Annotated in this window: 21 protein-coding genes; 13 read left to right on the top strand and 8 right to left on the bottom strand. The window is 53.7% G+C overall.

The genetic code is table 11. From position 1 onward, the window contains the following. Positions 1-2: 2 nt before the first annotated feature. Together VGM48_RS24605 and VGM48_RS24600 are read left to right on the top strand one after the other, a co-directional pair. Complete coding sequence (locus VGM48_RS24605; protein ID WP_331583584.1) at positions 3-953, top strand: dihydrodipicolinate synthase family protein; 951 nt, start codon at positions 3-5, stop codon at positions 951-953. Positions 954-965: 12 nt separating this feature from the next. Beyond that, the gene (locus VGM48_RS24600) at positions 966-2,372 is read left to right on the top strand and encodes a sialate O-acetylesterase (RefSeq protein ID WP_331583582.1); all 1,407 of its coding nucleotides are present in this window, start codon (positions 966-968) and stop codon (positions 2,370-2,372) included. On the opposite strand, the gene VGM48_RS24595 is transcribed toward VGM48_RS24600, so the two are convergent. The 6 genes from VGM48_RS24595 to VGM48_RS24570 form a co-directional block, all read right to left on the bottom strand. Beyond that, positions 2,353-3,063: a DUF92 domain-containing protein gene (locus VGM48_RS24595; protein WP_331583580.1), complete on the bottom strand. Its 711-nt coding sequence runs from the start codon at positions 3,061-3,063 to the stop codon at positions 2,353-2,355. The genes VGM48_RS24600 and VGM48_RS24595 overlap by 20 nt on opposite strands. After that, a complete protein-coding gene (locus tag VGM48_RS24590) occupies positions 3,060-3,854 on the bottom strand; it encodes an SOS response-associated peptidase (protein WP_331583578.1) in 795 nt (264 codons plus the stop codon). Before VGM48_RS24590 ends, VGM48_RS24595 begins: the two co-directional genes overlap by 4 nt. A 1-nt stretch (position 3,855) precedes the next feature. Continuing rightward, on the bottom strand, positions 3,856-4,353 hold the full coding sequence (locus tag VGM48_RS24585; RefSeq protein ID WP_331583576.1) for a hypothetical protein: 498 nt from the start codon (positions 4,351-4,353) through the stop codon (positions 3,856-3,858). Positions 4,354-4,510: 157 nt separating this feature from the next. Further along, positions 4,511-5,029 (bottom strand): hypothetical protein, encoded by a 519-nt coding sequence (locus tag VGM48_RS24580; RefSeq protein ID WP_331583574.1) that lies wholly within the window; start codon positions 5,027-5,029, stop codon positions 4,511-4,513. 73 nt (positions 5,030-5,102) lie between these two features. Further along, positions 5,103-6,314, bottom strand: a complete 1,212-nt coding sequence (dinB, locus tag VGM48_RS24575) for a DNA polymerase IV (protein WP_331583572.1) — start codon at positions 6,312-6,314, stop codon at positions 5,103-5,105. A gap of 1 nt (position 6,315) precedes the next feature. Further along, on the bottom strand, positions 6,316-9,261 hold the full coding sequence (locus VGM48_RS24570) for a DNA polymerase III subunit alpha (protein ID WP_331583570.1): 2,946 nt from the start codon (positions 9,259-9,261) through the stop codon (positions 6,316-6,318). 251 nt (positions 9,262-9,512) lie between these two features. Here VGM48_RS24570 and VGM48_RS24565 point away from each other — a divergent pair, with 251 nt between their 5' ends. The 5 genes from VGM48_RS24565 to VGM48_RS24545 all read left to right on the top strand — a co-directional run bounded on the left by VGM48_RS24565 (position 9,513) and on the right by VGM48_RS24545 (position 13,831). Continuing rightward, positions 9,513-9,788, top strand: coding sequence for a hypothetical protein (locus tag VGM48_RS24565; RefSeq protein ID WP_331583568.1), 276 nt, complete (start codon positions 9,513-9,515; stop codon positions 9,786-9,788). Positions 9,789-10,076: 288 nt separating this feature from the next. Next, positions 10,077-11,678: a T9SS type A sorting domain-containing protein gene (locus tag VGM48_RS24560; RefSeq protein WP_331583566.1), complete on the top strand. Its 1,602-nt coding sequence runs from the start codon at positions 10,077-10,079 to the stop codon at positions 11,676-11,678. Positions 11,679-11,718: 40 nt separating this feature from the next. Then, positions 11,719-13,125 (top strand): alpha/beta hydrolase family protein, encoded by a 1,407-nt coding sequence (locus VGM48_RS24555; protein WP_331583564.1) that lies wholly within the window; start codon positions 11,719-11,721, stop codon positions 13,123-13,125. Positions 13,126-13,209: 84 nt separating this feature from the next. Continuing rightward, a complete protein-coding gene (locus VGM48_RS24550) occupies positions 13,210-13,443 on the top strand; it encodes a hypothetical protein (RefSeq protein ID WP_331583563.1) in 234 nt (77 codons plus the stop codon). Next, positions 13,421-13,831 carry a putative toxin-antitoxin system toxin component, PIN family gene (locus VGM48_RS24545; protein ID WP_331583561.1) on the top strand — a complete coding sequence of 137 codons (411 nt, stop codon included), beginning with the start codon at positions 13,421-13,423 and terminating at the stop codon, positions 13,829-13,831. The genes VGM48_RS24550 and VGM48_RS24545 overlap by 23 nt, the downstream gene beginning before the upstream one ends. A 113-nt stretch (positions 13,832-13,944) precedes the next feature. Here VGM48_RS24545 and VGM48_RS24540 read toward each other — a convergent pair whose 3' ends face one another. Further along, positions 13,945-14,838 (bottom strand): OmpA family protein, encoded by an 894-nt coding sequence (locus VGM48_RS24540; RefSeq protein ID WP_331583559.1) that lies wholly within the window; start codon positions 14,836-14,838, stop codon positions 13,945-13,947. A 67-nt stretch (positions 14,839-14,905) separates the two neighbouring features. Here VGM48_RS24540 and VGM48_RS24535 point away from each other — a divergent pair, with 67 nt between their 5' ends. From VGM48_RS24535 to VGM48_RS24510, 6 genes are all read left to right on the top strand, one after another. Continuing rightward, entirely contained in the window at positions 14,906-16,774 is a 1,869-nt protein-coding gene (locus VGM48_RS24535) for a M1 family metallopeptidase (RefSeq protein WP_331583557.1), read from the top strand. A 94-nt stretch (positions 16,775-16,868) separates the two neighbouring features. Next, positions 16,869-18,200, top strand: a complete 1,332-nt coding sequence (locus VGM48_RS24530; RefSeq protein WP_331583555.1) for a TolC family protein — start codon at positions 16,869-16,871, stop codon at positions 18,198-18,200. Between the two features lie 21 nt (positions 18,201-18,221). Further along, positions 18,222-19,277, top strand: coding sequence for an HlyD family secretion protein (locus VGM48_RS24525; RefSeq protein WP_331583553.1), 1,056 nt, complete (start codon positions 18,222-18,224; stop codon positions 19,275-19,277). Then, positions 19,277-20,875, top strand: a complete 1,599-nt coding sequence (locus tag VGM48_RS24520; protein WP_331583551.1) for an MFS transporter — start codon at positions 19,277-19,279, stop codon at positions 20,873-20,875. The genes VGM48_RS24525 and VGM48_RS24520 overlap by 1 nt, the downstream gene beginning before the upstream one ends. A 1-nt stretch (position 20,876) precedes the next feature. Then, positions 20,877-21,374, top strand: coding sequence for a DinB family protein (locus VGM48_RS24515; protein WP_331583549.1), 498 nt, complete (start codon positions 20,877-20,879; stop codon positions 21,372-21,374). A 124-nt stretch (positions 21,375-21,498) separates the two neighbouring features. Then, the gene (locus VGM48_RS24510) at positions 21,499-22,002 is read left to right on the top strand and encodes an SRPBCC domain-containing protein (RefSeq protein WP_331583547.1); all 504 of its coding nucleotides are present in this window, start codon (positions 21,499-21,501) and stop codon (positions 22,000-22,002) included. 73 nt (positions 22,003-22,075) lie between these two features. Here the strand turns inward: VGM48_RS24510 and VGM48_RS24505 are convergent. After that, positions 22,076-22,582: PQQ-dependent sugar dehydrogenase (locus VGM48_RS24505; RefSeq protein ID WP_331583545.1), on the bottom strand; the 507-nt coding region annotated here is incomplete at its 5' end.

The raw sequence follows: 22,582 nt of genomic DNA, 5'->3' as shown, positions 1-22,582 counted from the left end.
TCTTGCTTACACTGAAGACCATGCTTACGCCTGAGACACTTTTGGGGAACTGGGGCACTTTGCTGTTGCCCATCAACGAGGATGACAGTATCGACTATCACCGGCTTTCGGAAGAGATCGACCTGCTGACCGGCGTCGGGCTCGACGGGATCTATTCCAATGGGACGGCCGGGGAATTTCACAATCAGACGGAGGAAGAATTTGACAGGGTGCAGCTGGTGCTGGCGGAAAAATGCCGGGCGGCGGGGATGCCTTTCCAGATCGGCGCCAGTCATCCGAGCCCGGTGATCTCGCTGGCGCGGGTGAGGCGCTGTGTCGGGCTCGCGCCGCATGCCTTCCAGGTGATCTTACCCGACTGGGTGACCGTCAGCGATGAGGAGCAGATGGTTTTCCTGGCGAAAATGAGTGAGGCTGCCGGGGGCATCCCATTGGTGCTTTATAATCCGCCGCATGCGAAGCTGGTATTGACGCCGGCCGATCTGTCGCGGTTGCGGAAGGCTGTTCCCCAGCTGATCGGCGTAAAGCTGGCGTCGGGGGACAAGCAATGGTTTGAGGAGATGCGGACGCGGGTGTTGGACCTGTCGGTTTTCGTGCCTGGCCATTTGCTGGCGACGGGTGTACAGGAGAAGGTGGCGTCGGGTGCCTATTCCAATGTGGCCTGTCTCAGTCCGCGGGGATCGCAGGCCTGGTGGAGGATGATGGCAACCGACCTGGGCGAGGCGCTGCGGATACAGGAGAAGATCCTGGAACTCTTTGCGATGTGTATCGTGCCCTATAAAAGTGCGGGCTATTCGAATCCGGCGTTGGACAAACTGCTGGCTGCGGCCGGCGGTTGGGGCAATGTGGGTACGCGATTGCGCTGGCCCTACCGGTGGATCGAGGAGAAGGATGCAGAGGCCGTGCGGGTGGTGGCGAGAAGGCTCCTGCCGGAATTCTTTTTTGCCGGAGAATAAAAAAATATGGACATGAGAAATAGAATATTATTCGGGATCGCGCTGATGCTTTTTTGCTCGGCGTCCATCCGGGCCGAGGTTACCCTGCCCGCCGTCATCGCCGACAGCATGGTGTTGCAGCAGAAGTCGGAAGTGGCGCTATGGGGGTGGGCGAAAGGTGGGACGAGGATCATCGTCACTCCTTCCTGGGATCATCATCCGTATACGACCGTTGCCGCCGGGGATGGCAGCTGGAGAGTCCGGGTCGCCACTCCCGCGGCCGGGGGCCCGTATACTATTTCGTTTGATGATGGGAAGAAGAAAGTCCTCCGGGAGATACTCATCGGGGAAGTATGGATCTGCTCCGGGCAGTCCAATATGGAAATGCCGGTGAAAGGCTTTGGCAATCAGCCTGTGTTACACTCTACCGACCTGCTGATGGACTCACGCAACCCGCAGATCCGGCTTTTCCGCCTGGAGAGGGCGATGTCGAGAAAGCCCGAGACGGAATGCAAGGCGACGGGCTGGCAGCCGGCTGGGGTGATGAGCGTTCGGGACTTTAGTGCCGTGGGTTATCAGTATGCGAAAATATTACAGGAAAAGCTGAAGGTGCCGGTGGGGATGATCATGACCACCTGGGGCGGCACGGTCGTAGAAGCCTGGATGAACCAACATAGTCTGGGCGCCTTTCCCGAGATTAAGGTCCTGGGCGAGGCGGATACGGCGAAGATCAATAAGAATGAACCCACGGTTTTATACAACGCCATGGTACAGCCGCTGGTCGGCTTTGGGATCAGGGGAGTCATCTGGTACCAGGGTGAGCAAAACCGACCCAACGCAGCCATCTACGACCGGCTGCTGGCGGCGATGGTGAAAGAATGGAGGGAGGAATGGAAATGCGGTGAATGGCCGTTCTACTATGTACAGATCGCCCCTTATGCCTATAATGACAAACTGGGTCCGGCCGCTCCCCTACGCGAGGCGCAGCAGCGGGCATTGGCGCTGATCCCCCGTTCGGGGATGGTGGTGAGCATGGATGTGGGAGATGAGCACAGTATCCATCCGGCCAACAAGACCGTCATCCCTCAGCGGCTGGCGTGCTGGGCGCTGGCCGATACCTATGGATGGGCGGGGTTGCCGCATGCGAGTCCGGTCTATCAGCGCATGAGGGTATCCGGAGATACCGTTATTGTCGGTTTTGACAATGTTCCCAATGGGCTGACGACGTTTGGCCGGCCGATCGCCGGCTTTGAAATAGCGGGCGAGGACCGGCGATTTTTCCCTGCAAAAGCGCGAATCGTTTCCCGCGGTGTGCAGCTGCTGACAGACAGTGTGAAGGCGCCGGTGGCGGTGCGATATGCGTTTAAAGACTGGATAATGGCGGACCTGTTCAATACGGAAGGGCTGCCTGTGGCGCCGTTTAGAACGGATAGCTGGTGAGGAGGGCAATGAGTGCGGCTGCCAGGGTGTTCAGGAAGTTGACGGTGTTGTTGGTGAGCATCCCCTTACGTTCGAAGAGGGCGCCGAGTAGAGAGTCGACGAGATTTCCCACTGTACCGGCGACGAGTATTATCATAAAGGCGCGGAGACTCCAATGGGTGGCCAGGCTGTGGGCCGTCGCGATGATCGCCGAGCCCGCGATACCGATGAGGGTGCCTTCGATGCTGACGACCCCATCCAATCCCTGTTGGTCCGGCTTCAAGGTAAGCAGGTGATAGAAGCGGCGGCCATAGATGATCCCCAGTTCGGAAGAAAGTGTATCGGCGGTGGCTGACGAGAGGCTTGCGGCTATCAACAAAAGAAACAGATCCCGATGGGCGGGGAGGAGGATCGCCATTATCCCTGCGATGGCGGCGACACCGGCGTTGGCGATCACCTGGCCTGATGTACGGGTCGATTCATGGGCGGCGTTGCCCCGGATCGACAATTTTTTTTGTTTTTGCCAGGAAGTGGCGGCGGTGCCGAGGACGAAGAAAAGTGCGAGCAGTAACAATCCCGGATAGCCGCCGCCTGCATAGATGGAGCCGCCGGTCAGCACGCCGGTGATGGCGGCTGCAGGTGTCAGTTTTTTCCACCAGGCGCTGGCGGCGCCGCCGGCGAGCAAGAGAAAAATGACGAGGAGATCGGTCATGATCCAGATCCATTTGAAGGGATAGGGATAAGGGGTGGCAGGTCGGGATAGAGGTAGGGGGCATTCTTTGGTTGTCCGTCGGGGCGGGGTGTCCGGCTGCGGATACTGAAGACGGGATCGGCGATAAGCTGGTCGGAGGGCATCTCATAGGCCAGGAGCCGGGTGAGACCGGCATCTGAGAGATCGGGGTTTAACCATTCGAGTTCCATCTCTTTTGACAGGAAGAGGGGCATGCGGAAGGCATTGTCACCGCTGTTATGGATCTGCCGCATGAGGGGGTTGGCTGCGCGGGTGATCAGGGTGAACATGCCCCGCATTTCTCCGGTCTCGGGATCGGAGGGCATTTTTGTATTGTAATGATAAAGACCGGGGATGCCAAACAGGGGGCGATCTTTTAACCGGATATGATAGGGAACCTTGTTCTTCCAACCTATTATCTCCCGGTGTTCGTAGATGCCGGTGACGGGGATGAGGCAGCGTGTCCGGCGGATGCGGTGCCAGAAGGAGCGTTTGTCTTCGAGGATCTTTTCGCTTCGGGCGTTGACCATGGATCTGCGCATGGCCTTGATCTTTTCGGGGGTATCCATATATTCGGCGATGATTCCCCATTCAAAATATTTGCGATGGTACCCGCCATTTTCGGACAGGATCACGGGATAGCGGTTATAGCCGAGGGCCATGAAATGCATTCCCATTTCGAGATCGAAGCCGATCTCTCCGTCGTGAGCAAGGTTGGGGAAGTAGTCGTCGATCAGCTGCAAGGCGGAGTAAAAAGCGATGTCGAGGCACATATCAATATTTTTCTATCTGGTCGAATGGGATGGTATCGTCTTCGCCGGAATAACTGAATTTAAGAAAAAGTTCGCCAAATTCTTCATGGAGGCCGATCTGAATCTTGTCACCTTCTTTTTGTGATCGCCATGCGGGGTGGTGGCGGCGGAGATAATGGCGCATTTTCTCCTGGTAGTGGGCGGGTGGTTTCCAGTCCACGCCTTTTCTGGCTGCATAGAAGACCTTATAGCCAAAGGGCTGGCTTGCCGCGATGTGTAGTTTGTCCAGGTGGGCGGGGTTTCCGGCGTCGTAGAGGAAGGCGTTGCCGTCCTTGTCGAGTGCGGCGAGGTGTTGGTCTGCGAGGGGCCGTTCTTCGGCATCATAGCCCCGGATGAGGAAGGCTGCGATAAGCCGGGCTTCCATTCCGCGTGGGAAGGTTTGCCGGATGAACCAGCGTTTTCCTTTGGCGATCTGGTCGTCGAGGAGGCCCCGGGTCAATATGGGAAGCGGGTTGTACATGCGCCCGTAAATTACGTTTTTTACGACCGTTTTTTACGAGCAAAAAACCGCCTCTTAGGAAGGAGGCGGTTATCGAAAAGGTCTATTCGGGTCTAAATCGGTGACCGGCTTTTGGAGCGTAAAATAGGAAAGGCGCCGGTCGATGGCTATGGATGGGTTATTTGTTGTTTAGTTGGGCGGCTATCAGTTGGAAGATGTCGGCTTTTGTTAGTTCACAGAGTTTTGCGATTCGGTCAACCTGGGTGTAGGTTAGTTTGGCAAGATCGATCTTTGCCTTTCGTTTCCCGATATCCTCGGCAACCGTGGTCTCGGGGACGTGATCAAAAATATCACTGAAGATGTTGATCGCTCCGTCATTAAACATGGTTTTTATATGTTTGTAACCCTTGTTTTTCCCGGGGTTATCGACCTTATAATCGTCCTGATAATCCGATTCAAATAGTTGTACCAGTTGTTCAATTGATAGTTCGGAGCGCTCAATTATTCGAAAAAGGTCTCTGACCTTAAAGCCACCGGGTGATTTGATCAGTTTGCCGATCTGGTTGTTGTTCTTTTTCAGATCATCCGCCAGCACGGTTTTGGGAATGACCTCTTCGGAAAATATCTCGCTAAACTTCCGGACTACCTTGTCCCTGAACAGCGGTTTGATCTTCTTGTACCTGCCGTCCTTTTCCATCGTTCAAAGAAAAGTTTTATAATTTGATATTAAGGGAGCCAAATTGTACTTTCTATGTTTCGGAATGTAGTTTTTATTGTCCCCGTTTGACCCCAACCGCGCGGAGTAGGGCCTTTTCGCCGTAGCGGTGTTTGATGGAATCTATGGACTGGTAGAGGCGGATCATCTCCTGGGTATCTTCGTACAGCTTTATCTGATAGTTGCCCGGAACGAGCCGGGTGAAGCGGATGCCCAGCAGGCGGATCAGTATCCGGCGGTCGTAGAGCTTGTCGAACAACTCCTGGGCGGTGGTTAGCAGGAGATGATCGGCATTTGTATAGTCGATGGTCTTCTGTTTGACGACGGTGTCGAAGTTGGAGTAGCGGAGCTTGACGGTTATGCAGCCTGTGAGTTTTTCCTGGCGGCGGAGATCGAAGCCGATGGATTCGGTCATTCGTACCAGTTGGGAATGGAGGAAGCCCAGGTTGGTGGTGTCGGTCTCGAAGGTTTGTTCGGTGGAGATGGACTTTTGTTCGCGATAGGGGACGATGGGGGATTCGTCGAGGCCGTTTGCTTTTCGCCAGAGATCGATCCCGTTCTTGCCCAACATCGTGCCGAGCATTTCGATGGGGATATCGCTCAGGGTCCGGATGGTCTCCACGCCGCGCCGGATCAGCTTGCAGGCGGTTTCTTTTCCGATGCCGGGCAGCCTGGAGATGGGGAGTGGCGCCAGGAAATTCTTTTCTCTGCCAAAGGCGATCTCCAGTTGGCCATCGGGTTTCACCTCGTTGGTGGCGACTTTGCTGATGAGTTTGTTGCTGGCCAGACCATAGGATACTGGCAGGCCGCTTTCCTTTATCACGCGCGTCTTTAGCTCTTTTGCAAAGAGGCTGCACCCGAAGAACTTGTCCATCCCCGAGAGATCGATATAGAATTCGTCGATAGAGGCCTTTTCGAACAGGGGCACATTTTCCTGCATGATCTCCGTCACCAGCCGGGAGTAGCGGGAATAGGACTCCATATCCCCGCGGATGATGATCGCTTCGGGACAGAGCCGCCGGGCGAGCTTTATGGGCATGGCGCTGTGGATGCCGAATTTCCGGGCCTCATAGCTACAGGTGGCGACGACGCCGCGGTCGCCGGAGCCGCCTACCAGCAGCGGTTTGCCTTTCAGCCGGGAGTTCTTCAGGATTTCCACCGATACGAAGAAGGCGTCGAGGTCGAAATGAGCGATGTGGCGGCGGAGGGCCGCGGCGTTGGGGTCGGCGTCGGCCATGGCGGCAGATGGGTTGTCAGGTGTGGGCATGTCAAATGGTTTGTGGTGTTCTTGTTTTTATTCCCACTTTTTCGATGCGGGTGACTTCGATGCTGTATACGCCGAATTCTTCGATCACCTTTCCGGTGATGCGAAAGAAGCCGGCCTGGGGCGGATGGGCGGCGTGGATAGGAGGGAAGTGCACGGTATCGATCCATTCCTTGTTGACATCGAGAAAGGTGCCAAAGCTCATCATATCGCCTTTTACCGTTTGCACCGGTTTATGAGTGATGTGATAGCCGAGGACCGTCACCGGCCGGCCGAGACGCCCGGCGAGATCGCGGGCGGTCCCGTACCGGGATGGGTCATCGTCTGCCAGGAAAAAGGGATCGCCAACCGGGAACCCAAGCAGTTCGATGTCGTCATAATAATCCTCCATGGGATAGACGGGCAGGTCCGGCAGCGTGAAAGATACGGGCGCTTCTTTAAAAAGCGGGTGCGACACGGGATGGCTGAGTTTTGTCCTTTTTTGTACGAAGTCGCCTTCCCACAGGAGTTCTTTCTTGCTTTTGCCGGTGAACCGAAGGGCGCCGGTCCGGATCAGGATGTCCAGCTGTTCGGATGTTGCGGCGGTGCGTTCGATGAGATCGGCGAGGTCGGAATAGAGACCGGTGCATTCCCGGGATTCGGTGATCCGGTCTGCAAAGGTCTGTTCCAAGCCTTTTATATGGACAAAGCCGACATAGGCTTCTTTTCCCCGGAGGTTGGTGTAATAATCGCTGTTATTCACACAGGGCCGGTGGACCCGGGCGCCGGTTCGCATCAACTCATAGAAGTATAGTTCCCGGCTGTAGAACCCACCGAAATTGTTGATCACCGCGACCGCAAATTCCATGGGGAAGTGTGTTTTCAGGAAAAGGCTCTGGTAGCTTTCCACGGCGTAGCTTGCGGAATGCGCCTTGCAGAAGCTGTAGTCGGCAAAACTTTCGATCTGCCGCCAGACCTCCTGGGTGGCTTCCGCCGGGTAGCCGGCTTCGCTGCAGTTGGCAAAGAATTTTTCCTTTAACATTGGCAGGTGTCCCTTCCCGCGATATTTTGAACTGGTGGCGCGCCGCAGGAGATCGGCGTCGGCCATTTCCAATCCGGCCCATTCATGGGCTACCTGGATGACCTGTTCCTGATAGATCATCACGCCATAGGTCGAGCCGAGTATCTCCTTTAGCTTTGGATGCAGATACTCGAATTTGCCGGGATTGTTATACCGGTAGATATATTGATACATCATGCCGCTACGCCCCACTCCGGGCCGGATGATCGAGCTGGCGGCGACGAGGGTCTCATAGTTATCGCATTTCAGTTTTTTTATCAGCTGCCGCATGGCTGGGGACTCGATATAGAAACAGCCGATCGTATTCCCGATGCGGAGCTGCTCTTTTATGGCGGGGTCTTTTTTGAACTTATCGATCTCATGGATATTGATGTCGATGCGGTGGTTGGCTCTTACCAACTGGATACATTCTTTTATGTGGCCCAGACCGCGCTGGCTCAGTACATCCAGCTTATAGAGCCCGATGTTCTCGGCGACGAACATATCGATCATCGCGGTAGGGAACCCCTTTGGCGGAAGGTGGATGGTGCAGTAGTTGGCCAACGGCTTCTCGGAAATGAGGATACCGCCGGGATGGATGCTCAGGCCGCTGGGGAAGTTTTGGAGAAGCTTACCGTATTGGATGATGGCGCGCTGGATCCTGTCGCCGGAATATCCTCTTGAAGCCAGTTCGTCGATCTCGGCTTTGGGCAGGCCGAAGACCTTTCCTAATTCCCGGATGATGGCGTTGTATTGAAAAGTTGGGTACATACCCAACAGGGTGGTGTGGTTGCGGCCATACCGTTTCATCATATAATCGATGATCTCATCGCGATCGAGATAGGAGAAATCGATGTCAAAATCGGGTGGGCTTGTCCGATGAGGGTTCAGAAAGCGTTCGAAATACAGATCGAGCTCGATGGGATCGACATCGGTGATCTGGAGGCAGTAGGCGACCAGGGAATTGGCGCCGCTGCCCCGGCCGACATGATAGAAACCCCGGCTTTGGGCATAACGGATCATGTCCCAGGTGATCAGGAAATAGGCTGTAAAGCCCATCTGATCGATGATACGGAGCTCTTTGTTGAACCGTTCTTTTACCTTTTTATTGGCGCCATATCTGAACCGGAACCCATCGCGGGCCAGTTTTTCGAGCAGCACCCGGTCGTCCTCGCGGCTGGCGGTGAAAAGTTGTTTATTCTTATCCACACCAAAATCCATGGTTATCGAGCAGGCGTCGATCAGCCGGTAGGTATTGGTGATGATCGCGGAATGCTGCCGGAAGGCGGTGAGCATCTCCACCTGCGGGAGGAAGTATTCCTGCGGAGAAGCCAGGTCTTCGGGTTTTAGTTTTGACAGCAGGGTATTCCCATCTATCGCCCTAAGGAGGCGATGGAGATTATAATAGACCTTATTCTGAAAGGTCACGGGCTGGCGGATGACCCATTTATCGGGACTCGAAGCCAGGGGCAGTTTTAACAACCTGTTGACCTCGCCCGGGAGTACGCCGATGCGTTCGTTGCTGTTTAGCGACTCCGGCGTTTTACCGCCGATAGGGTGGATGATAAATCCGTCTTCCGGGCTATAAAATACGGGTTCGAGGACATTGCCGGCGGGAAATGGTTTTTTTTCGCGCAGATATTCGGAAAGGAATTCGTTTATCCGGCGGAATCCCTTGTTGTTTGCCGCTATCAATATATATAGGAGGGTATTGCCGTTACGAATTTCTGCACCGAGGATGGGTTTTATGCCCTGCTGAGTGCAAAACTGAACGAAATCCCAGGCGTCGCAGGTGGAGTTGATATTGGTGAGTGTCAGCGTGGTAGCGCCTGTGTCTGCGCCGGATTTGACTAATTCTTCGGTAGCGAATGTTCCGTAGTTGAAACTAAAATAGGACTTGCAAAGGTACATGGTAAGGTTTCTGTTGAAAACAAAACTAATATTTTTAGTGTCATAAATACTAAAAATATTAGTAAATTTGTTTTGTTGAAATGCTTTGTGATCCTTTGCTGAAGCGGGTTTTGAACAAAAAGACAAATCGGTAGTGTGGCAATGACGAATGCGGATTCGGATGATGATGAAGTGGGATACAAAAAGGGACAAGGCCAAAAAATAGTTTTTTAGATGCCTTTATCTAATTCAAAAAAAACCTTTCTTTGATTATGGGAACGAGAGACCCGCGTTATGACCTTATCAAACCCATGCTGTCCCAAGGTCAAATTGAATCATTTACGGACATTTTTAAGTATATCAAAAAAACGGTTGTAGCGAACGATTTGGGGAAGAAGGTCGACAGGTTCACTGTTATGATGGAGTATCCGAAGAAGTTTTCTGTCGGGGATGTTTATGAAATGGCGGATCTGTTCAGTATCGATGTGTTGAAGATGTTCGACCTCATCTATAAGGAAGACCTGAAAAGAACTAACAGTCAAGAATAGTTGTGTCCCAAGTTCCATAACCATTAGCCGTCGAGCCCTTGTCCTTATTCATTTAAGATCCAGTCCTAAGTTTCGACTCCAATTTAGCAACTTATCGCAGAGGGCCGTTCCGATCATCGGGCCGGCCCTGTTTTTTTGCCGCTACTCCGGGAGAAGTTGGAGTCAATGGCTAATGGTTACTATTTAGGACAGGCGGGAAAACGGCCAATCGCTTTCTTTGACCGCATTGGCGTTGTACTTTTCGCGGTGAGGGCCGACCTCCTGAAACCCCACCTAAACCAACTATCCATGAAACCCCAATTTTTTTTGAGGGGGCTGTTGACGCCCCTGTTGTTCTTTTATTTGCCGATATTCTCCCTTTTGCCGGCCTTCGGCCCGGCATCGGCACAAACACCGGTAACCGCGGAATTCGCCCACTGGGTTACCGTTACGACATCCACCACATATGCGGGAACCGGAGCTACGGGCAACGCAGGCAGCGGGCTCAACCTCAACCATTATAACTATGCTTTCGGCCATTCGGTGACGACCCCCAATCTTTATCTGCTGGATTCTTTTACGGCTGTGGGGATGATCTTCCGGTTCACCGCTGGGACGAAGGTGAGGTTCCGCCGGGCCGACAATGCGTCCGTCGCCGGGCTTCGCAAATCGCTCTGGCTCGAGCAGAACAACGGCGCGACGGTTCCCAGCGGCGGGACGGTTGCGCTTCGGCCGGACTATGACGACAGTCTTGAACGGATATTTTCGTCGGGGCAGGTGTTCAACATCGGTATCGACAACAACTTCCAGAATTCGACCAATACGAATAACAATAATATCGAAAGAGTGGATTTTCTTCTCTCTGCCGCAGGCAGCTCGACGGATGGGACAAAGGCGGGTTTTGCGGTTTTTGACCGGGGAGCCGGGGGTGGTCATGATCCTTTTTACGTCGCGGCGATAAAGACCGTCGATGCTAACGGGGATCCATCTTCCTACTACGGTGCGGTTTCCGTCACGGCTGCCAATTACGGGTCCAACGTCGGTACTTCGATAAATTATCTTACGCTGAGAAAGAACCCTGCGGATGCCCATCTGTTTCTGATGAACAACACATCTAACCAGTTTCGGGACGGGGTACTTCTCCGGTTTTCCGATCTCGGCATTCCCAATGGCGCGACGACTTACGGATATTCCCTGTTCGGTACGGATGTCAATATCTCGTCGGCTGCCAACCTGGTGGACTATACTAATGCCGCGAACTTCCCTACAGGCTCGGACTTCTCGGGTGGCGGTCTGGACCAGGTGGCTGTGACGGGGCTTTGGGTGACCAACACCTCGCTTGTGGTGCTTGCCGACAGAGTTGTTGATTTTTCCGCCCGGGCAGAAGGCGGCAAGGTTCAGCTCAACTGGACGCTTGGGACGATCAATGATTGCAGCCGGTTGGTGGTTGAGAGAAGTGCCGATGCCGTGAATTTCTTTCCGCTGCTGGAGTATGAGGCGCCCCTGGCCAATGGGCAGACCGTCCTGGATCAGCAGCCTTTTCCGGGTCATGATGACTACCGGCTGAAACTGGTGGATCAGCAGAGTGCGGTGGTTGCCTACAGCGCGGTTTGCCGGGTTGAGTTGCCGGCGGGTGATGCGGGTGTGCACCTCTCGGTGTATCCTAATCCTGTCGTCGGCCGGAAATTGAATTTCTCGGGTGAGGGGCTGACGCCGGGGATCTATCAGCTGGGGCTGCTGGATATGTCGGGACGGCTGCTGGCGAAGCGGGAATTTTCAGGGGGGGCGGCATTCAGCGGAAGCCTGGCGTTGCCGGCGGCGCTGGCGCCGGGTGTTTATGGGCTGGTAGTGACGGACAGCAAGGGGGGCAGGTGGATGTCGACGACGGTGGAAGTGCCGGCGGGGCAATAGTTGTCGCGCCGCCGTGAATGGGTTATCTTCGGTCTTTCTTATGAGAAAAATAATCGCGACGGCGTCGGTCTGCTGGATCGCGCTGGCCGCCTCCGCACAGGACATTACCGCCGCACCGGGCATTGCCGGTGACTGGACGGGATTGTTAAAGGCTCCCGGCCTACAGGTGCATATTGTCTTTCATATCAGCAAAAAAGATACGGGTTATAGCGCGCTTATGGACAGTCCGGACCAGGGTGTCAATGGTATCCCTGTCGCTTCCGCGCGGCTGGTTCAGGGGCAACTGATCCTGGAGGTTGCCCAGCCAAAGATCGAGTACAGCGGCGACTGGAAGGATAGCGTTATTACGGGGACTTTCCGGCAGGGCGGACTTTCTTTTCCGCTGGAGATGCGGCGGGGTGGGGTGGCGCCACCTGTCCGGCCGCAGGAGCCGGTTAAGCCTTATCCCTATGTGGCCGAAGAGGTGCGTTTTGAGAACAAGGCGGCGGGTGTCACGCTCGCCGGTACGCTGACCCTGCCACCGGGAAAGGGGGTGTTCCCGGCGGTGATCCTGATCACGGGCAGCGGGCCGCAGAACCGGGATGAGGAACTGCTGGGGCATAAGCCGTTTCTGGTGATCGCCGATGCGCTTACCCGTCGGGGGATCGCGGTATTACGATACGATGACCGGGGTGTGGCGCAGTCAACCGGGGACTTCGGCAAGGCGACGACGGCTGATTTTGCCACGGATGTCGAAGCGGCGGTGGCCTATCTGAAGACCAGAAAAGAGATCAATGTGCGCCGGATCGGCCTCATCGGACATAGTGAAGGCGGGCTTATTGCGCCGATGGTTGCGGAAAGGTCCAAGGATATTCGTTTTATCGTGTTGCTGGCCGGGCCGGGGGTACGGGGGGAAGAAGTGATCCTTTCACAGCAGCAGCTGATTGCGCAGGCAGCCGGCGCGTGGAGTAAACCGGCGCAGGATATGCTGGAGGTGAACCGGGGGGCGATGGATATCATCGTCCGGGACAGCCTGCGGCTGGAACACCGTGATACGCTCCGGCGGCAGTTGGAAACCTATTTTACCGATCAATCCACCCGATTTCCGGTATTACGCTCCGGATCGTCCATGACCAGGGGGGCGATCGACCAGTTGTCGAGTCCCTGGATGGAATATTTTCTGGCCTATGATCCCGCTCCGGCACTGGAGCGGGTGCGTTGTCCGGTGTTGGCGATGGCCGGCTCGAAGGATCTGCAGGTGGCGCCGGAGGATAATCTTGTGGCGATCGGCCGTGCCCTTGAGAAGGGCGGGAATAGACATGTCGAGGTGAAGGAGTTTTCCGACCTCAATCATCTGTTCCAGGAGGCGAAGACCGGATTACCGGCGGAATATTCCACCATCGAGCAGACCTTTGCGCCGGTGGCGTTGGAGTTTATGGGCAATTGGGTGATGAAACAAGTGAATTAAATAATTGATTATTATCGCATTATGGGAGGCTAGTAAAATCCTTGTAATTTTGATAACTTAGTGGTGAATAATTTCAATCCAAAAATGTCAGCAGCTCATCCTTTAAGCAATCTTCAACAAGAGCTACTTAAGCTTTACTCTTCGGATATCCCGGAGGATGATCTGCTGCATATCAAGCGCTATCTTGCCAGATATTTTGCCTTCAAGGCCATTGGGGACGCAGACGCAATTTGGGCTCAAAAAGGGTACACGAATGAGACAATGGATCAATGGCTAAACGAAGACGAACAAGATTATGGCGATAAAGACGGTCATTGATACGAATGTTCTTGTTTCGGCTTTGTCTTCCAGGTCTCCTTATCATTGGTTGATAGAAAATTTGCTTGAAGAAAAATTTGAGCTATATGTGACAAATGAGATCTTGCTTGAATATGAAGAAATATTGAAAGCAAAATACTCGGAACATGTTGCATCGAATTTTCTGGTTGCTTTAAAGGAGTTGCCTAATGTATATATTACCCATGTTTATTTTCGGTGGAATTTGATAAGGGATCCGGATGACAATAAGTTCGTCGATTGTTATGTTGCAGCGGCGGCTCACTATCTCGTCACTCACGATTCTCATTTTTCTGTTTTAAAGAATGTTTCTTTTCCTCATATCAATGCAGTGCGCATCCAGGAGATGGAGACCGTCTTACTATCATGAACGAGCCGCATATTTTATATGTCGATGAGCTGAGCTCCGGAAGTAAGCAGCCGGAAAGAGTCACATGACCAATTCCGGCTGCAGATCGGGAAGTCTCCCGAAAAATATTTTTACTAAAGGCCGCCGGTGTCGGGGGTTTGCAACAAACGGTACAGCTCGTCGAGTTTTGGCGAGAGGATGATATCCGTCCTTCTGTTCTGAGCGCGACCTTCGGATGTAGCATTTGGTTGCACGGGATCGTACTGGCTATGACCGGAGGCGATGACCCTTGTCGGATCGACATGGTAGTCGCTGGTCAGGATGCGTACGATGGATGCCGAACGGGCCAGGCTAAGCGCCCAGTTGTCCTCGTATTTGCCGCGGATCGGAATGGAATCGGTATGGCCTTCGATGTCGACGGTGATGTCTGCATTTTGGTTGAGGACGATGGCCAGTTTTGAGAGCGCATCTTTTCCTTTGGGGTTGACGACGGCGCTGCCGGAGGGGAACAGGAGGTTCTCCTGGAGACTTACATATACCTTTCCGTTCTTTATGGAAACGGTCAATTCATTTGAGTTGAAGCCGACGAGTGCGTTGGTCATTTTTTTCCTGATCTCTTCGATGGCATGTTTTTGCTTATCCATCAGCGCTTGCAGGTGTTCCAGCTTTGCTTGCTGGTCGAGCAGTTCTTTCTGGCTTTTACTTAGCGCGGCCTGACGGGCGGCGCCCTCGCTTTGCAGGTCTTTATTCTTACCGGAAAGGTTGCCGATCTGCTTATTGAGGGCTGCGATCTCATCCCGCCGCATATCCAGCTGGTGGTTCAGGGAATCGATCGTTTTTGTGGACTGCTGGTTCTGTCTTGCAATGGCCGCCTGGAGATCCTTTACTTTATTGGCCAACTGGGTACTGTCATATCTGGCCGATGCGAGGGCCTGCTGTACGTCGTTGAATTTTTTTGTAGGGACACAGCCGATAAAGGATACAATTCCTGCCGTAAGGACAGCCACGAATGCAAATTTCTTTGTCATAAACGGGATGTTGAATTTTGGGCGCTAAGATAATGAATTTGTATCTTGAAGGATAAAATTCTCTCGTATGCCGATTCGACGCCTTATCCTGCTGCTTTTCTTTTTTGTTTGTGTGGCGGTGGCCTTTGGGCAAGGGCCGTTACCCGTACCGCTAAATGTCCGGACGGCAATCACCAAGGGTACGCGAACCGTCACGGGTCAGCCGGGTGCGCATTACTGGCAAAACAAGGCCGACTATTCTATCCAGGTGCGCTTCGATCCCCGGACAAGGCTTGTCAGCGGGACGGAGTCGATCGTCTATACCAATAACAGCCCGGACAGTTTGCGGGCATTGCTTTTCAAGTTGTATCCCAACCTTTACAAAAAGGGGGCATCGCGCCTGCAGTCGGTGCGGCAGGACGATGTCAGCGAAGGGGTGAGTGTATCCAACCTGATGATCGATGGGACGGCGGGGAATTTCCCTACATCGGCGCCGGGTACGGATGCGACCATCCGGGTACCCGCGATGGCTCCGGGCAGATGGCTCCGGGTCTCCCTTGCTTTCTCCTATACCCTGAACAAGAACTCGCATATCCGAACCGGGCAGGTTGACAGCGGGGCCTTTTTTATCGCCTATTTCTTTCCACGGATAGCCGTATACGATGATATCGATGGATGGAACCGGAACCCTTATCTTGGGAACCTCGAGTTCTACAATGATTTTTGCAATTTCAATGTCGAGGTGACCGTTCCCGGTGGCTATATGGTATGGGGGACGGGGGATCTTGTCAACCGCCGGGAGGTGTTATCGGCGGCCTGTAACCAGCGGATCGACGAAGCGGAGACAAAGGACGGTGTGGTGACGATCGTCGATACGAGCGACCTGGCCGGCGGGAGGATGCTGCAAAGGCCGGATTCCAACACCTGGAAATTCCAGGCCGGCGACGTGACGGATTTTGTTTTTGCGGTGAGCAATCATTATATCTGGAAATCCTCGAGTCTTGTCGTCGATGCGGCTTCGGGTCGCCGGACGCGGGTGGATGCCGTGTTCAACCCTGTTCATAAGGATTTTTATGAGGTAGTCGATTTTGCCCGAAAGACGGTAGAGAGTATGAGCTACCGGTTTCCCGCATGGCCCTATCCTTATCCGCATGAAACTGTTTTTGACGGACTTGACCAGATGGAATACCCGATGATGGTCAACGACAACCCGCTTTCCAGAAAAGAGGATGTGATCGAGCTGACCGATCATGAGATCTTTCATACGATGTTCCCCTTTTACATGGGGATCAACGAGACGAAATACGCGTGGATGGATGAGGGCTGGGCGAGTATCGGGGAATGGGTCATCTCACCGATGATCGATAGCTCCATCGTCGATGAATATGGGGTGAGGGAGTACGCCTCGCTTGCCGGAAAGGAGATGGATCTGCCTGTGATCACGTTATCGACGGAAGAAAGCGGGGTGACCTATTTTCTCAACGCCTATGCCAAGCCGGCGATGGGTTATTTCTATGCGATGGACCTGTTGGGCGATAGCCTGTTCCGAAAAGGGATGCACCGGTATATCAGCGAATGGCACGGGAAGCATCCGCTTCCGCTGGATTTTTTCGGCAGCATGAATGCAGGATCGGGCCGGAACCTGGACTGGTTTTGGAAACGCTGGTTCTATGATGACGGCTATCCCGATCTGGGGATAAAGGAAGTTCAGCATAAAGGGAAGACCGCATTTGTGGTGGTCGTGAACAATGGGGGCAAACCCGTTCCGGTGGATCTGACGATCGAGTTCAAAGATGGAAGCAAAAAGTCGATCCATCGATCGGTAGGGGTATGGGAAAAAGGGAATACCTCAACCACGGTCCCTGTCGGATCGGAGAAGGCGATCGGCAAGATCAGCCTGGGGAATCCGCATACGCCGGATAGTTTCAAGGCCGACAATGTATGGCCCGCGCGTTGAGTACGGGGAGCAGTCAATTATACAACGATTGCCATGGTCCGGCTATTCAGCGTACCTGTTGCTTTGCTGAACTTTACAGGACAAAAAGCCCAACATGGCGCCCAAGGTGTTCCTCCTGTTTTGTCTGCTTCCGGTTTGCCGAGTTCCTTTGTATGCCCAGGATAGTGTGAGTCATCCGGTATATTCTTTTTCGTTGAACGACGTGATCCGGATCGCGAAGGATCAGAACAAGCGGGTAAAGGCCGCCCGGGAAGACGAAAAGGCAAGTGCATTTGATCTCCAGGATGCAAAGGATGCGGTACTGCCGTATCTGGCGGCCGATGGCAATTACCAGCGATACACTAAGGTCACTTTATTTCAAAACGGACTTTCCGATGCCCACGCCATCAGCCGTCCGCCGGATCCCAATAGCGCCTCGCTTGTGACCCAGGCAGGTTTTCTTGTTTATGCAGGAGGCAGGGTAAGGAGGAACATCGAAGAAAAGGAGATCCGGTCGCAATTGGCGGTGGTAAACACTGGAGACGAGGCAGGGCAGACCTCGACACAGGCGGCTCTTCTCTATCTCCAGATCATCGGGTTGTACCGGCAGGACTCCCTTGTCGCCGAGCAGATAAAAAGGGCTGAGTTGCGGGTAAAGAATATCCGGGCTTTATATGAGAACGAACGGGTTACGAAGAGCGACCTGCTCAGGGCGGAAGTGGATCTCTCCACTCAGCAGCTGAACCGGGAGCAAACGGATAACGATATTACCATTGCCAAAGATAAACTGGCCATCCAGCTAGATCTGCCGGGATCTCCCCGGATCATTATTACGGACACTGCCGTCAATCTGCCCGGCGTTGCCGAACTGCCCGGAGAGTATACCCCGGAAGCTCCCAACACTCCCTATTTGTTACAGAAGTACGGCAAGCTGCTGTTGCTACAGGAGAACCGGATCGATCTTATCCGCAGCCAGTATAGTCCTACGGTGCAGCTCTATTCAGCTTATGGATTGAACTATCCGAATCTGAACCTCTTCCCGCCCATCAATCAATGGTGGTCGGCGGGTTTTATCGGGGTGATGGTCCACTATGATATTTCTTCGCTTTATCATACCCGTAACAAGATGGCCGCGGCGAGACAGCAATATGAGAGTCTTCACCTTCAACGCGACTATATCGCCGATAATGTGAACGAGGAGATCCGGTCGTTGACCCTAAAATATCGTGAATCGCTGGACCGGATCACCGTTGCAAGGAAATCCATCGAGCAGGCCGCGGTGAACCTAAGGATCCTGAGTGCCAAGTATTACAACCAGCTGGCATTGTTGACCGATCTGCTGGATGCCGACAACCTGTATACGGAATCGGCGCTCCGGCTGGTGCGGGCGCAGACGGATGCAATGGGTTATTATTACCGGCTTCTCTATGCCACGGGGAGATTATAGAAGACCATCAAACTTCATTATATGCCACAGGAACAGGAAAAGGGGAAGAAGAAAGCTCATCCCGGCAAGATCATCACCACGCTTATCGCGCTGGCGGCGCTGATCGCCGGCATCATCTATTTCACCAACTATTTTCTAACGGCCTCGAAGTACGAAGAGACGAATGATGCGCAGGTGGAAACCTATATCAATCCCGTCTCCGCGCGGGCGGCGGGATATATCCAAAAGATCCTTTTCGAGGAGAACCAGCTTGTCCGTCAGGGGGATACCCTGGTAAGGCTGGATGACCGGGAGTACCGGGCCCGGCTGGAAGAGGCGGAGGCCGCGGTAGAGGATGCAAAGGCGCAGCTGATCGTGCTGGATCGTTCGGTGGAGTCACTGGTCACCGGCACCACGGTCAACAAAGACCAGATCGCGGCTGCAAAGGCAAGACTTTGGCGGACGGAGCAGGATATCAGAAGATATGAAAACCTGATAAAGGAGGAGGCGGTGACGCGATCGGAATATGACCAGGTAAAGGCGGGTTATGACGTCGCCACCAGTGAATACAGCGCCTCGGAGAACAATCTGCGCACCAGCTATTCGAAGATCATTGAATTGCGTTCGAAGAGGGCTTTGCTGCTGGCCGATCTCAAGAGGAAGATGGCCCAGATGGAGTTTGCGCGGATCAACCTCGATTATACGGTGATCACGGCGCCCTACAGCGGGCGGCTGGGTAAGAAGGTGATCCAGGAAGGCCAGCAGATCCAGGTGGGGCAGCCGCTTGTGACCATTATCAACGAGAAAGAGAAATGGGTGGTCGCCAATTTCAAGGAGACGCAGGTGGCCCGAATGCACGATGGACAGCCGGCGCAGATGGAATTGGATGCTTTGCCCGGTAAGATCTTTCATGGGAAGATCGAATCGCTTTCGGGGGCTACGGGTGCCAAATTCTCGCTGCTGCCGCCCGACAACTCGACGGGCAATTTTGTAAAAATCACCCAGCGGGTTCCGGTGAAGATCGTGTTTACCGACACGGCACTGGGTGCGGTAAGAGCCGGCATGAACGTGAATGTCTCTATCCCAAAACATCAATAATGAACTCACCCGTATATTTCAAGAGCTGGGCCGGGGAGTGGGAATGGGTTGTAAGGGCCTTGCTTCTTTTTCTCCTGGTGACTGCCCTGACGCAGTTTGCCCTGTTTGGCCTGGTCAGCAACTATATGCTTGGTTTTCTGGCCGCGCAGCCGGAGGATGTCAGTTTTTCGAGCAATCTTACCTATGCGAGTCTTATCGCGAGCCTGCCGATGCAGATCCGGTTCATGCGGTATTTCGAGATCAGGAATTTTCTGCTGGTGATGATAACGCTGGGGATGGGGGTAAGCATCTTCAGCTTTCATGTGACGAATATCTACGTGTTCATGGTTGCCCGCGCCGTTACCGGCTTTACGGTCGCCGGTACGGGGTTGTCTGCGCTTACGCTGATCATGGCGCGGCTGAAACCGCAGTATGCGCCGGTGGGTTATTCGGTGTTTTACGGAGCGGTGCTGGGCAGCGGGCTTTCTTCGGGTTCGCTGGTCTACCTGGTGACGAACAACCTTGATTGGCGCGATGTCTATCTTTATGTCCTGCTGATCCAGCTCGTGTCGCTGGTGGTTGTATTAGTGCTTGTACGACCCCAAACGGGGATGCGGCCTTATCCGCTGTATCAGTTGGATTGGTCGAGCCTGATCCTCTGCGAGGTAAGCTTTATTGCCTGGGCGTACACGTTTATCTATGGGCCGAAATATTACTGGCTGACCGATCAGCGGATAAGAATATCTTTGACGATCGCGCTTTGCGGGTTCGTGGTACTCGGCTATCGTCAAACGGTGATGAAACGGCCTTATCTGCATCCAGGGGTATTCCGATTCAGGAATTTCGTTCCGGGTCTTTTGTTGCTTGGTGGTTATTACGGCATCAAAGACAGTCTCTCGCTGATCTATGCCTATGTAGTACAGATATTGCATTGGGACACCCACGAGCTTATCCGGCTTTCTGCATGCAACGTGGCCGGGCTGATCACCGGGTTGCTGTTGGCCGCACAGATGATCCTTTCGAAGAAATTCTCCAGCGTCGTTTTCCTGGTCACCGGGTTTTCCCTGCTTCTTGTTTTCAACCTTTGGGCCTATTTTATTTTCAGTACGGACCTTTCTTTTGGAGACCTTGTGGGTCCGGTGGTCCTGCAGGGGCTGGGATCGGGGTTGCTGTTCGTGCCGATCACCATCTCGATCGTTTCCGGGTTGCCGGCCGTTACCGGTTTTACGGGGGTTACGATCGCGGCTTTTACCCGTTTTACGGCGACCTGCAACAGCTTCGCGGGTTTCTATACGTTGCAATTATGGTATAATCAACATTATAAAGAGGCCTTTCTCGGGCATGCCACGACGCTGGACCGACTCTTTGCGGAGCGGCTGGATGCGCTGGGCGGTTACTTTCTGGCGGCGGGGTATTCCCCCGGGCAGGCGGGTGCGCTTGCGGCAAGGAATGTCGCGGGAGCGGTGGGTGTGCAGACGCAGCTGCTAACGGATATGTCGATCTTCCGGCTGTTTGCCGTCGTCATCTTTCTTATATTGGTTTTGGTCGTGGCGGTGCCCAGGATCTACTGCTACTTGCGGGGGAGGCCCGGATTCTTTATATTTGGTCACACTCACTAGTATGACCGCTTATTTTCAAAAGCAATATGCCCTGGTGCGGAGTTCGCGCGGGCTAATTTTTGACTTCACGGGTTCGGCCTTCGGGGATGCGGGTATCAATACACCGTTGTCTGCGTATATGAACAAAAGCATCCGGGATCTGCTGGTACATAGCGCCAGCTGTTACCTGCACTGGCTGGCCTATCTGGCGTTGGGTCAGCCTATGGGATCCGTCGATGAGAGCGGCAGGACGCTGGATGAGTTGCGCCGGCTCTACGAACGGGTCGATGATACGATGGCGGTTTTCCTGGATCGGTTTGCCGGGGAGATGGATGTGCCTATTAATGGGGTGCATGATACCGGCTGGCGGGTGACGGTGACTCCGCATGAGCTCTTTACTCATGTCACCACGCATGAGTTTCATCATAAGGGGCAGATCGTGCTGATCTCCCGTTTGTTAGGCCATGCTCCGCCGGATACCGATGTGAGCAATTTTTTCATCGAACAAGCCCCTGAGTAAAAAAAATTTACGGATAAAATTTGCGCAACCGAATAGCTGCGCTATATTTGCAACTGAACGGTTGCGGGTTAATTCCTGCCTGGTTCAATAATTGAGGGTATGAAAATTTAAAAATTAAGAAGCCATGACGAAAAGAGAAGCGGTCTTTTCAAAAGACCTTGCAAACAAAAAGATCACCGTTGTACGGGAATTTGATGGGCCGTTGGACCTGGTATGGAAAGCCTGGACCGATGCCGGAGTACTGGATGAGTGGTGGGCGCCGAAGCCGTTTAAAGCGGTAACGAAGAAAATGGATTTCAGAGCGGGTGGCCAGTGGTTATATTTTATGAAGGGCCCGGATGGGAATGGTCAGTGGTGCAGTGTCGAGTTCGATTCGGTTCAGCCGCAGAAGAACTATTCCAGTCTGGTCGCGTTTTGCGATGAAGCCGGGAATAAGAATATGGCTTTTCCGGTGATGAGCTGGCGGAATGAGTTCAGCGAATCGAATGGTGTTACGACGGTGAGGGTGGAGATCAGCTTTGAAAAGGAAGCCGATATGCAGGCGATTATCAGCATGGGTTTCGAAGAAGGGTTCAAGATGGGTCTTGGGAACCTCGACGAATACCTGCAAGCGCGGGTGTCGGCGTAAGGAGCGACGTTATATTGATAAATGCCCCGGTTTGCACCGGGGCATTCTTTTCGGGTGCCCCATTGCGGGGGACTCATTTTGATGCGATTATCTTCCAGACTTTTCCGGTGGCGCCTTGCGGGCCTTCCTGGTCGCTGGTCAGCAAATAGATCTCTCCACTCTGGTCCTGGCCAAAGCCTTTGAGGTAGGTTCCCAGGTTGGATGGAAAGCTTTTCAGGGCGATAGCGTTATAGGGAGAGGTACCGTTGGCATTTATATCGGCGGAGAATATCTTGCCATCGGCCTGGCCGGTGGAAGACAGGACGCCAAAGATATATTTGCCTTGCCAGGCGGGCAGTGCGGAGCCGCGGTAAACATAGCCGCCGATGATCGCAATGCCGGCTCCGCCGCCTTTGGGATTGGCGGTATTGACCAGTTGGATCATGGGGTCTATGAGGGGTTTACCGGCCGAATCGGTGGTGGGGCAGGAGGAACGTTCAAGCAGATTGCTATCGGTATTGAAACAGTGAGCGCCTTCACGGACATTCCAGCCGTAGTTACCGCCTTTGGTGATGAGATCGATCTCTTCGTACAGCGATTG

Source organism: Puia sp. (assembly GCF_036500295.1).
Lineage (GTDB): Bacteria > Bacteroidota > Bacteroidia > Chitinophagales > Chitinophagaceae > Puia.
The sequence above is the reverse complement of the archived record's forward strand: the minus strand, read 5'-3'. Positions and strand labels throughout refer to the sequence as shown.

What these genes read in the sequence shown, in the direction of transcription:
- VGM48_RS24530 (WP_331583555.1), top strand. Translation starts at nt 16,869, where the DNA reads ATGGCGCCCAAGGTGTTCCTCCTGTTTTGTCTGCTTCCGGTTTGCCGA.
- VGM48_RS24535 (WP_331583557.1), top strand. Translation starts at nt 14,906, where the DNA reads ATGCCGATTCGACGCCTTATCCTGCTGCTTTTCTTTTTTGTTTGTGTG.
- VGM48_RS24520 (WP_331583551.1), top strand. Translation starts at nt 19,277, where the DNA reads ATGAACTCACCCGTATATTTCAAGAGCTGGGCCGGGGAGTGGGAATGG.
- VGM48_RS24590 (WP_331583578.1), bottom strand. Translation starts at nt 3,854, where the DNA reads ATGTGCCTCGACATCGCTTTTTACTCCGCCTTGCAGCTGATCGACGAC.
- dinB (WP_331583572.1), bottom strand. Translation starts at nt 6,314, where the DNA reads ATGCCCACACCTGACAACCCATCTGCCGCCATGGCCGACGCCGACCCC.
- VGM48_RS24600 (WP_331583582.1), top strand. Translation starts at nt 966, where the DNA reads ATGAGAAATAGAATATTATTCGGGATCGCGCTGATGCTTTTTTGCTCG.
- VGM48_RS24580 (WP_331583574.1), bottom strand. Translation starts at nt 5,029, where the DNA reads ATGGAAAAGGACGGCAGGTACAAGAAGATCAAACCGCTGTTCAGGGAC.
- VGM48_RS24540 (WP_331583559.1), bottom strand. Translation starts at nt 14,838, where the DNA reads ATGACAAAGAAATTTGCATTCGTGGCTGTCCTTACGGCAGGAATTGTA.
- VGM48_RS24570 (WP_331583570.1), bottom strand. Translation starts at nt 9,261, where the DNA reads ATGTACCTTTGCAAGTCCTATTTTAGTTTCAACTACGGAACATTCGCT.
- VGM48_RS24555 (WP_331583564.1), top strand. Translation starts at nt 11,719, where the DNA reads ATGAGAAAAATAATCGCGACGGCGTCGGTCTGCTGGATCGCGCTGGCC.
- VGM48_RS24560 (WP_331583566.1), top strand. Translation starts at nt 10,077, where the DNA reads ATGAAACCCCAATTTTTTTTGAGGGGGCTGTTGACGCCCCTGTTGTTC.
- VGM48_RS24545 (WP_331583561.1), top strand. Translation starts at nt 13,421, where the DNA reads ATGGCGATAAAGACGGTCATTGATACGAATGTTCTTGTTTCGGCTTTG.
- VGM48_RS24585 (WP_331583576.1), bottom strand. Translation starts at nt 4,353, where the DNA reads ATGTACAACCCGCTTCCCATATTGACCCGGGGCCTCCTCGACGACCAG.
- VGM48_RS24515 (WP_331583549.1), top strand. Translation starts at nt 20,877, where the DNA reads ATGACCGCTTATTTTCAAAAGCAATATGCCCTGGTGCGGAGTTCGCGC.
- VGM48_RS24510 (WP_331583547.1), top strand. Translation starts at nt 21,499, where the DNA reads ATGACGAAAAGAGAAGCGGTCTTTTCAAAAGACCTTGCAAACAAAAAG.
- VGM48_RS24525 (WP_331583553.1), top strand. Translation starts at nt 18,222, where the DNA reads ATGCCACAGGAACAGGAAAAGGGGAAGAAGAAAGCTCATCCCGGCAAG.
- VGM48_RS24565 (WP_331583568.1), top strand. Translation starts at nt 9,513, where the DNA reads ATGGGAACGAGAGACCCGCGTTATGACCTTATCAAACCCATGCTGTCC.
- VGM48_RS24550 (WP_331583563.1), top strand. Translation starts at nt 13,210, where the DNA reads ATGTCAGCAGCTCATCCTTTAAGCAATCTTCAACAAGAGCTACTTAAG.
- VGM48_RS24595 (WP_331583580.1), bottom strand. Translation starts at nt 3,063, where the DNA reads ATGACCGATCTCCTCGTCATTTTTCTCTTGCTCGCCGGCGGCGCCGCC.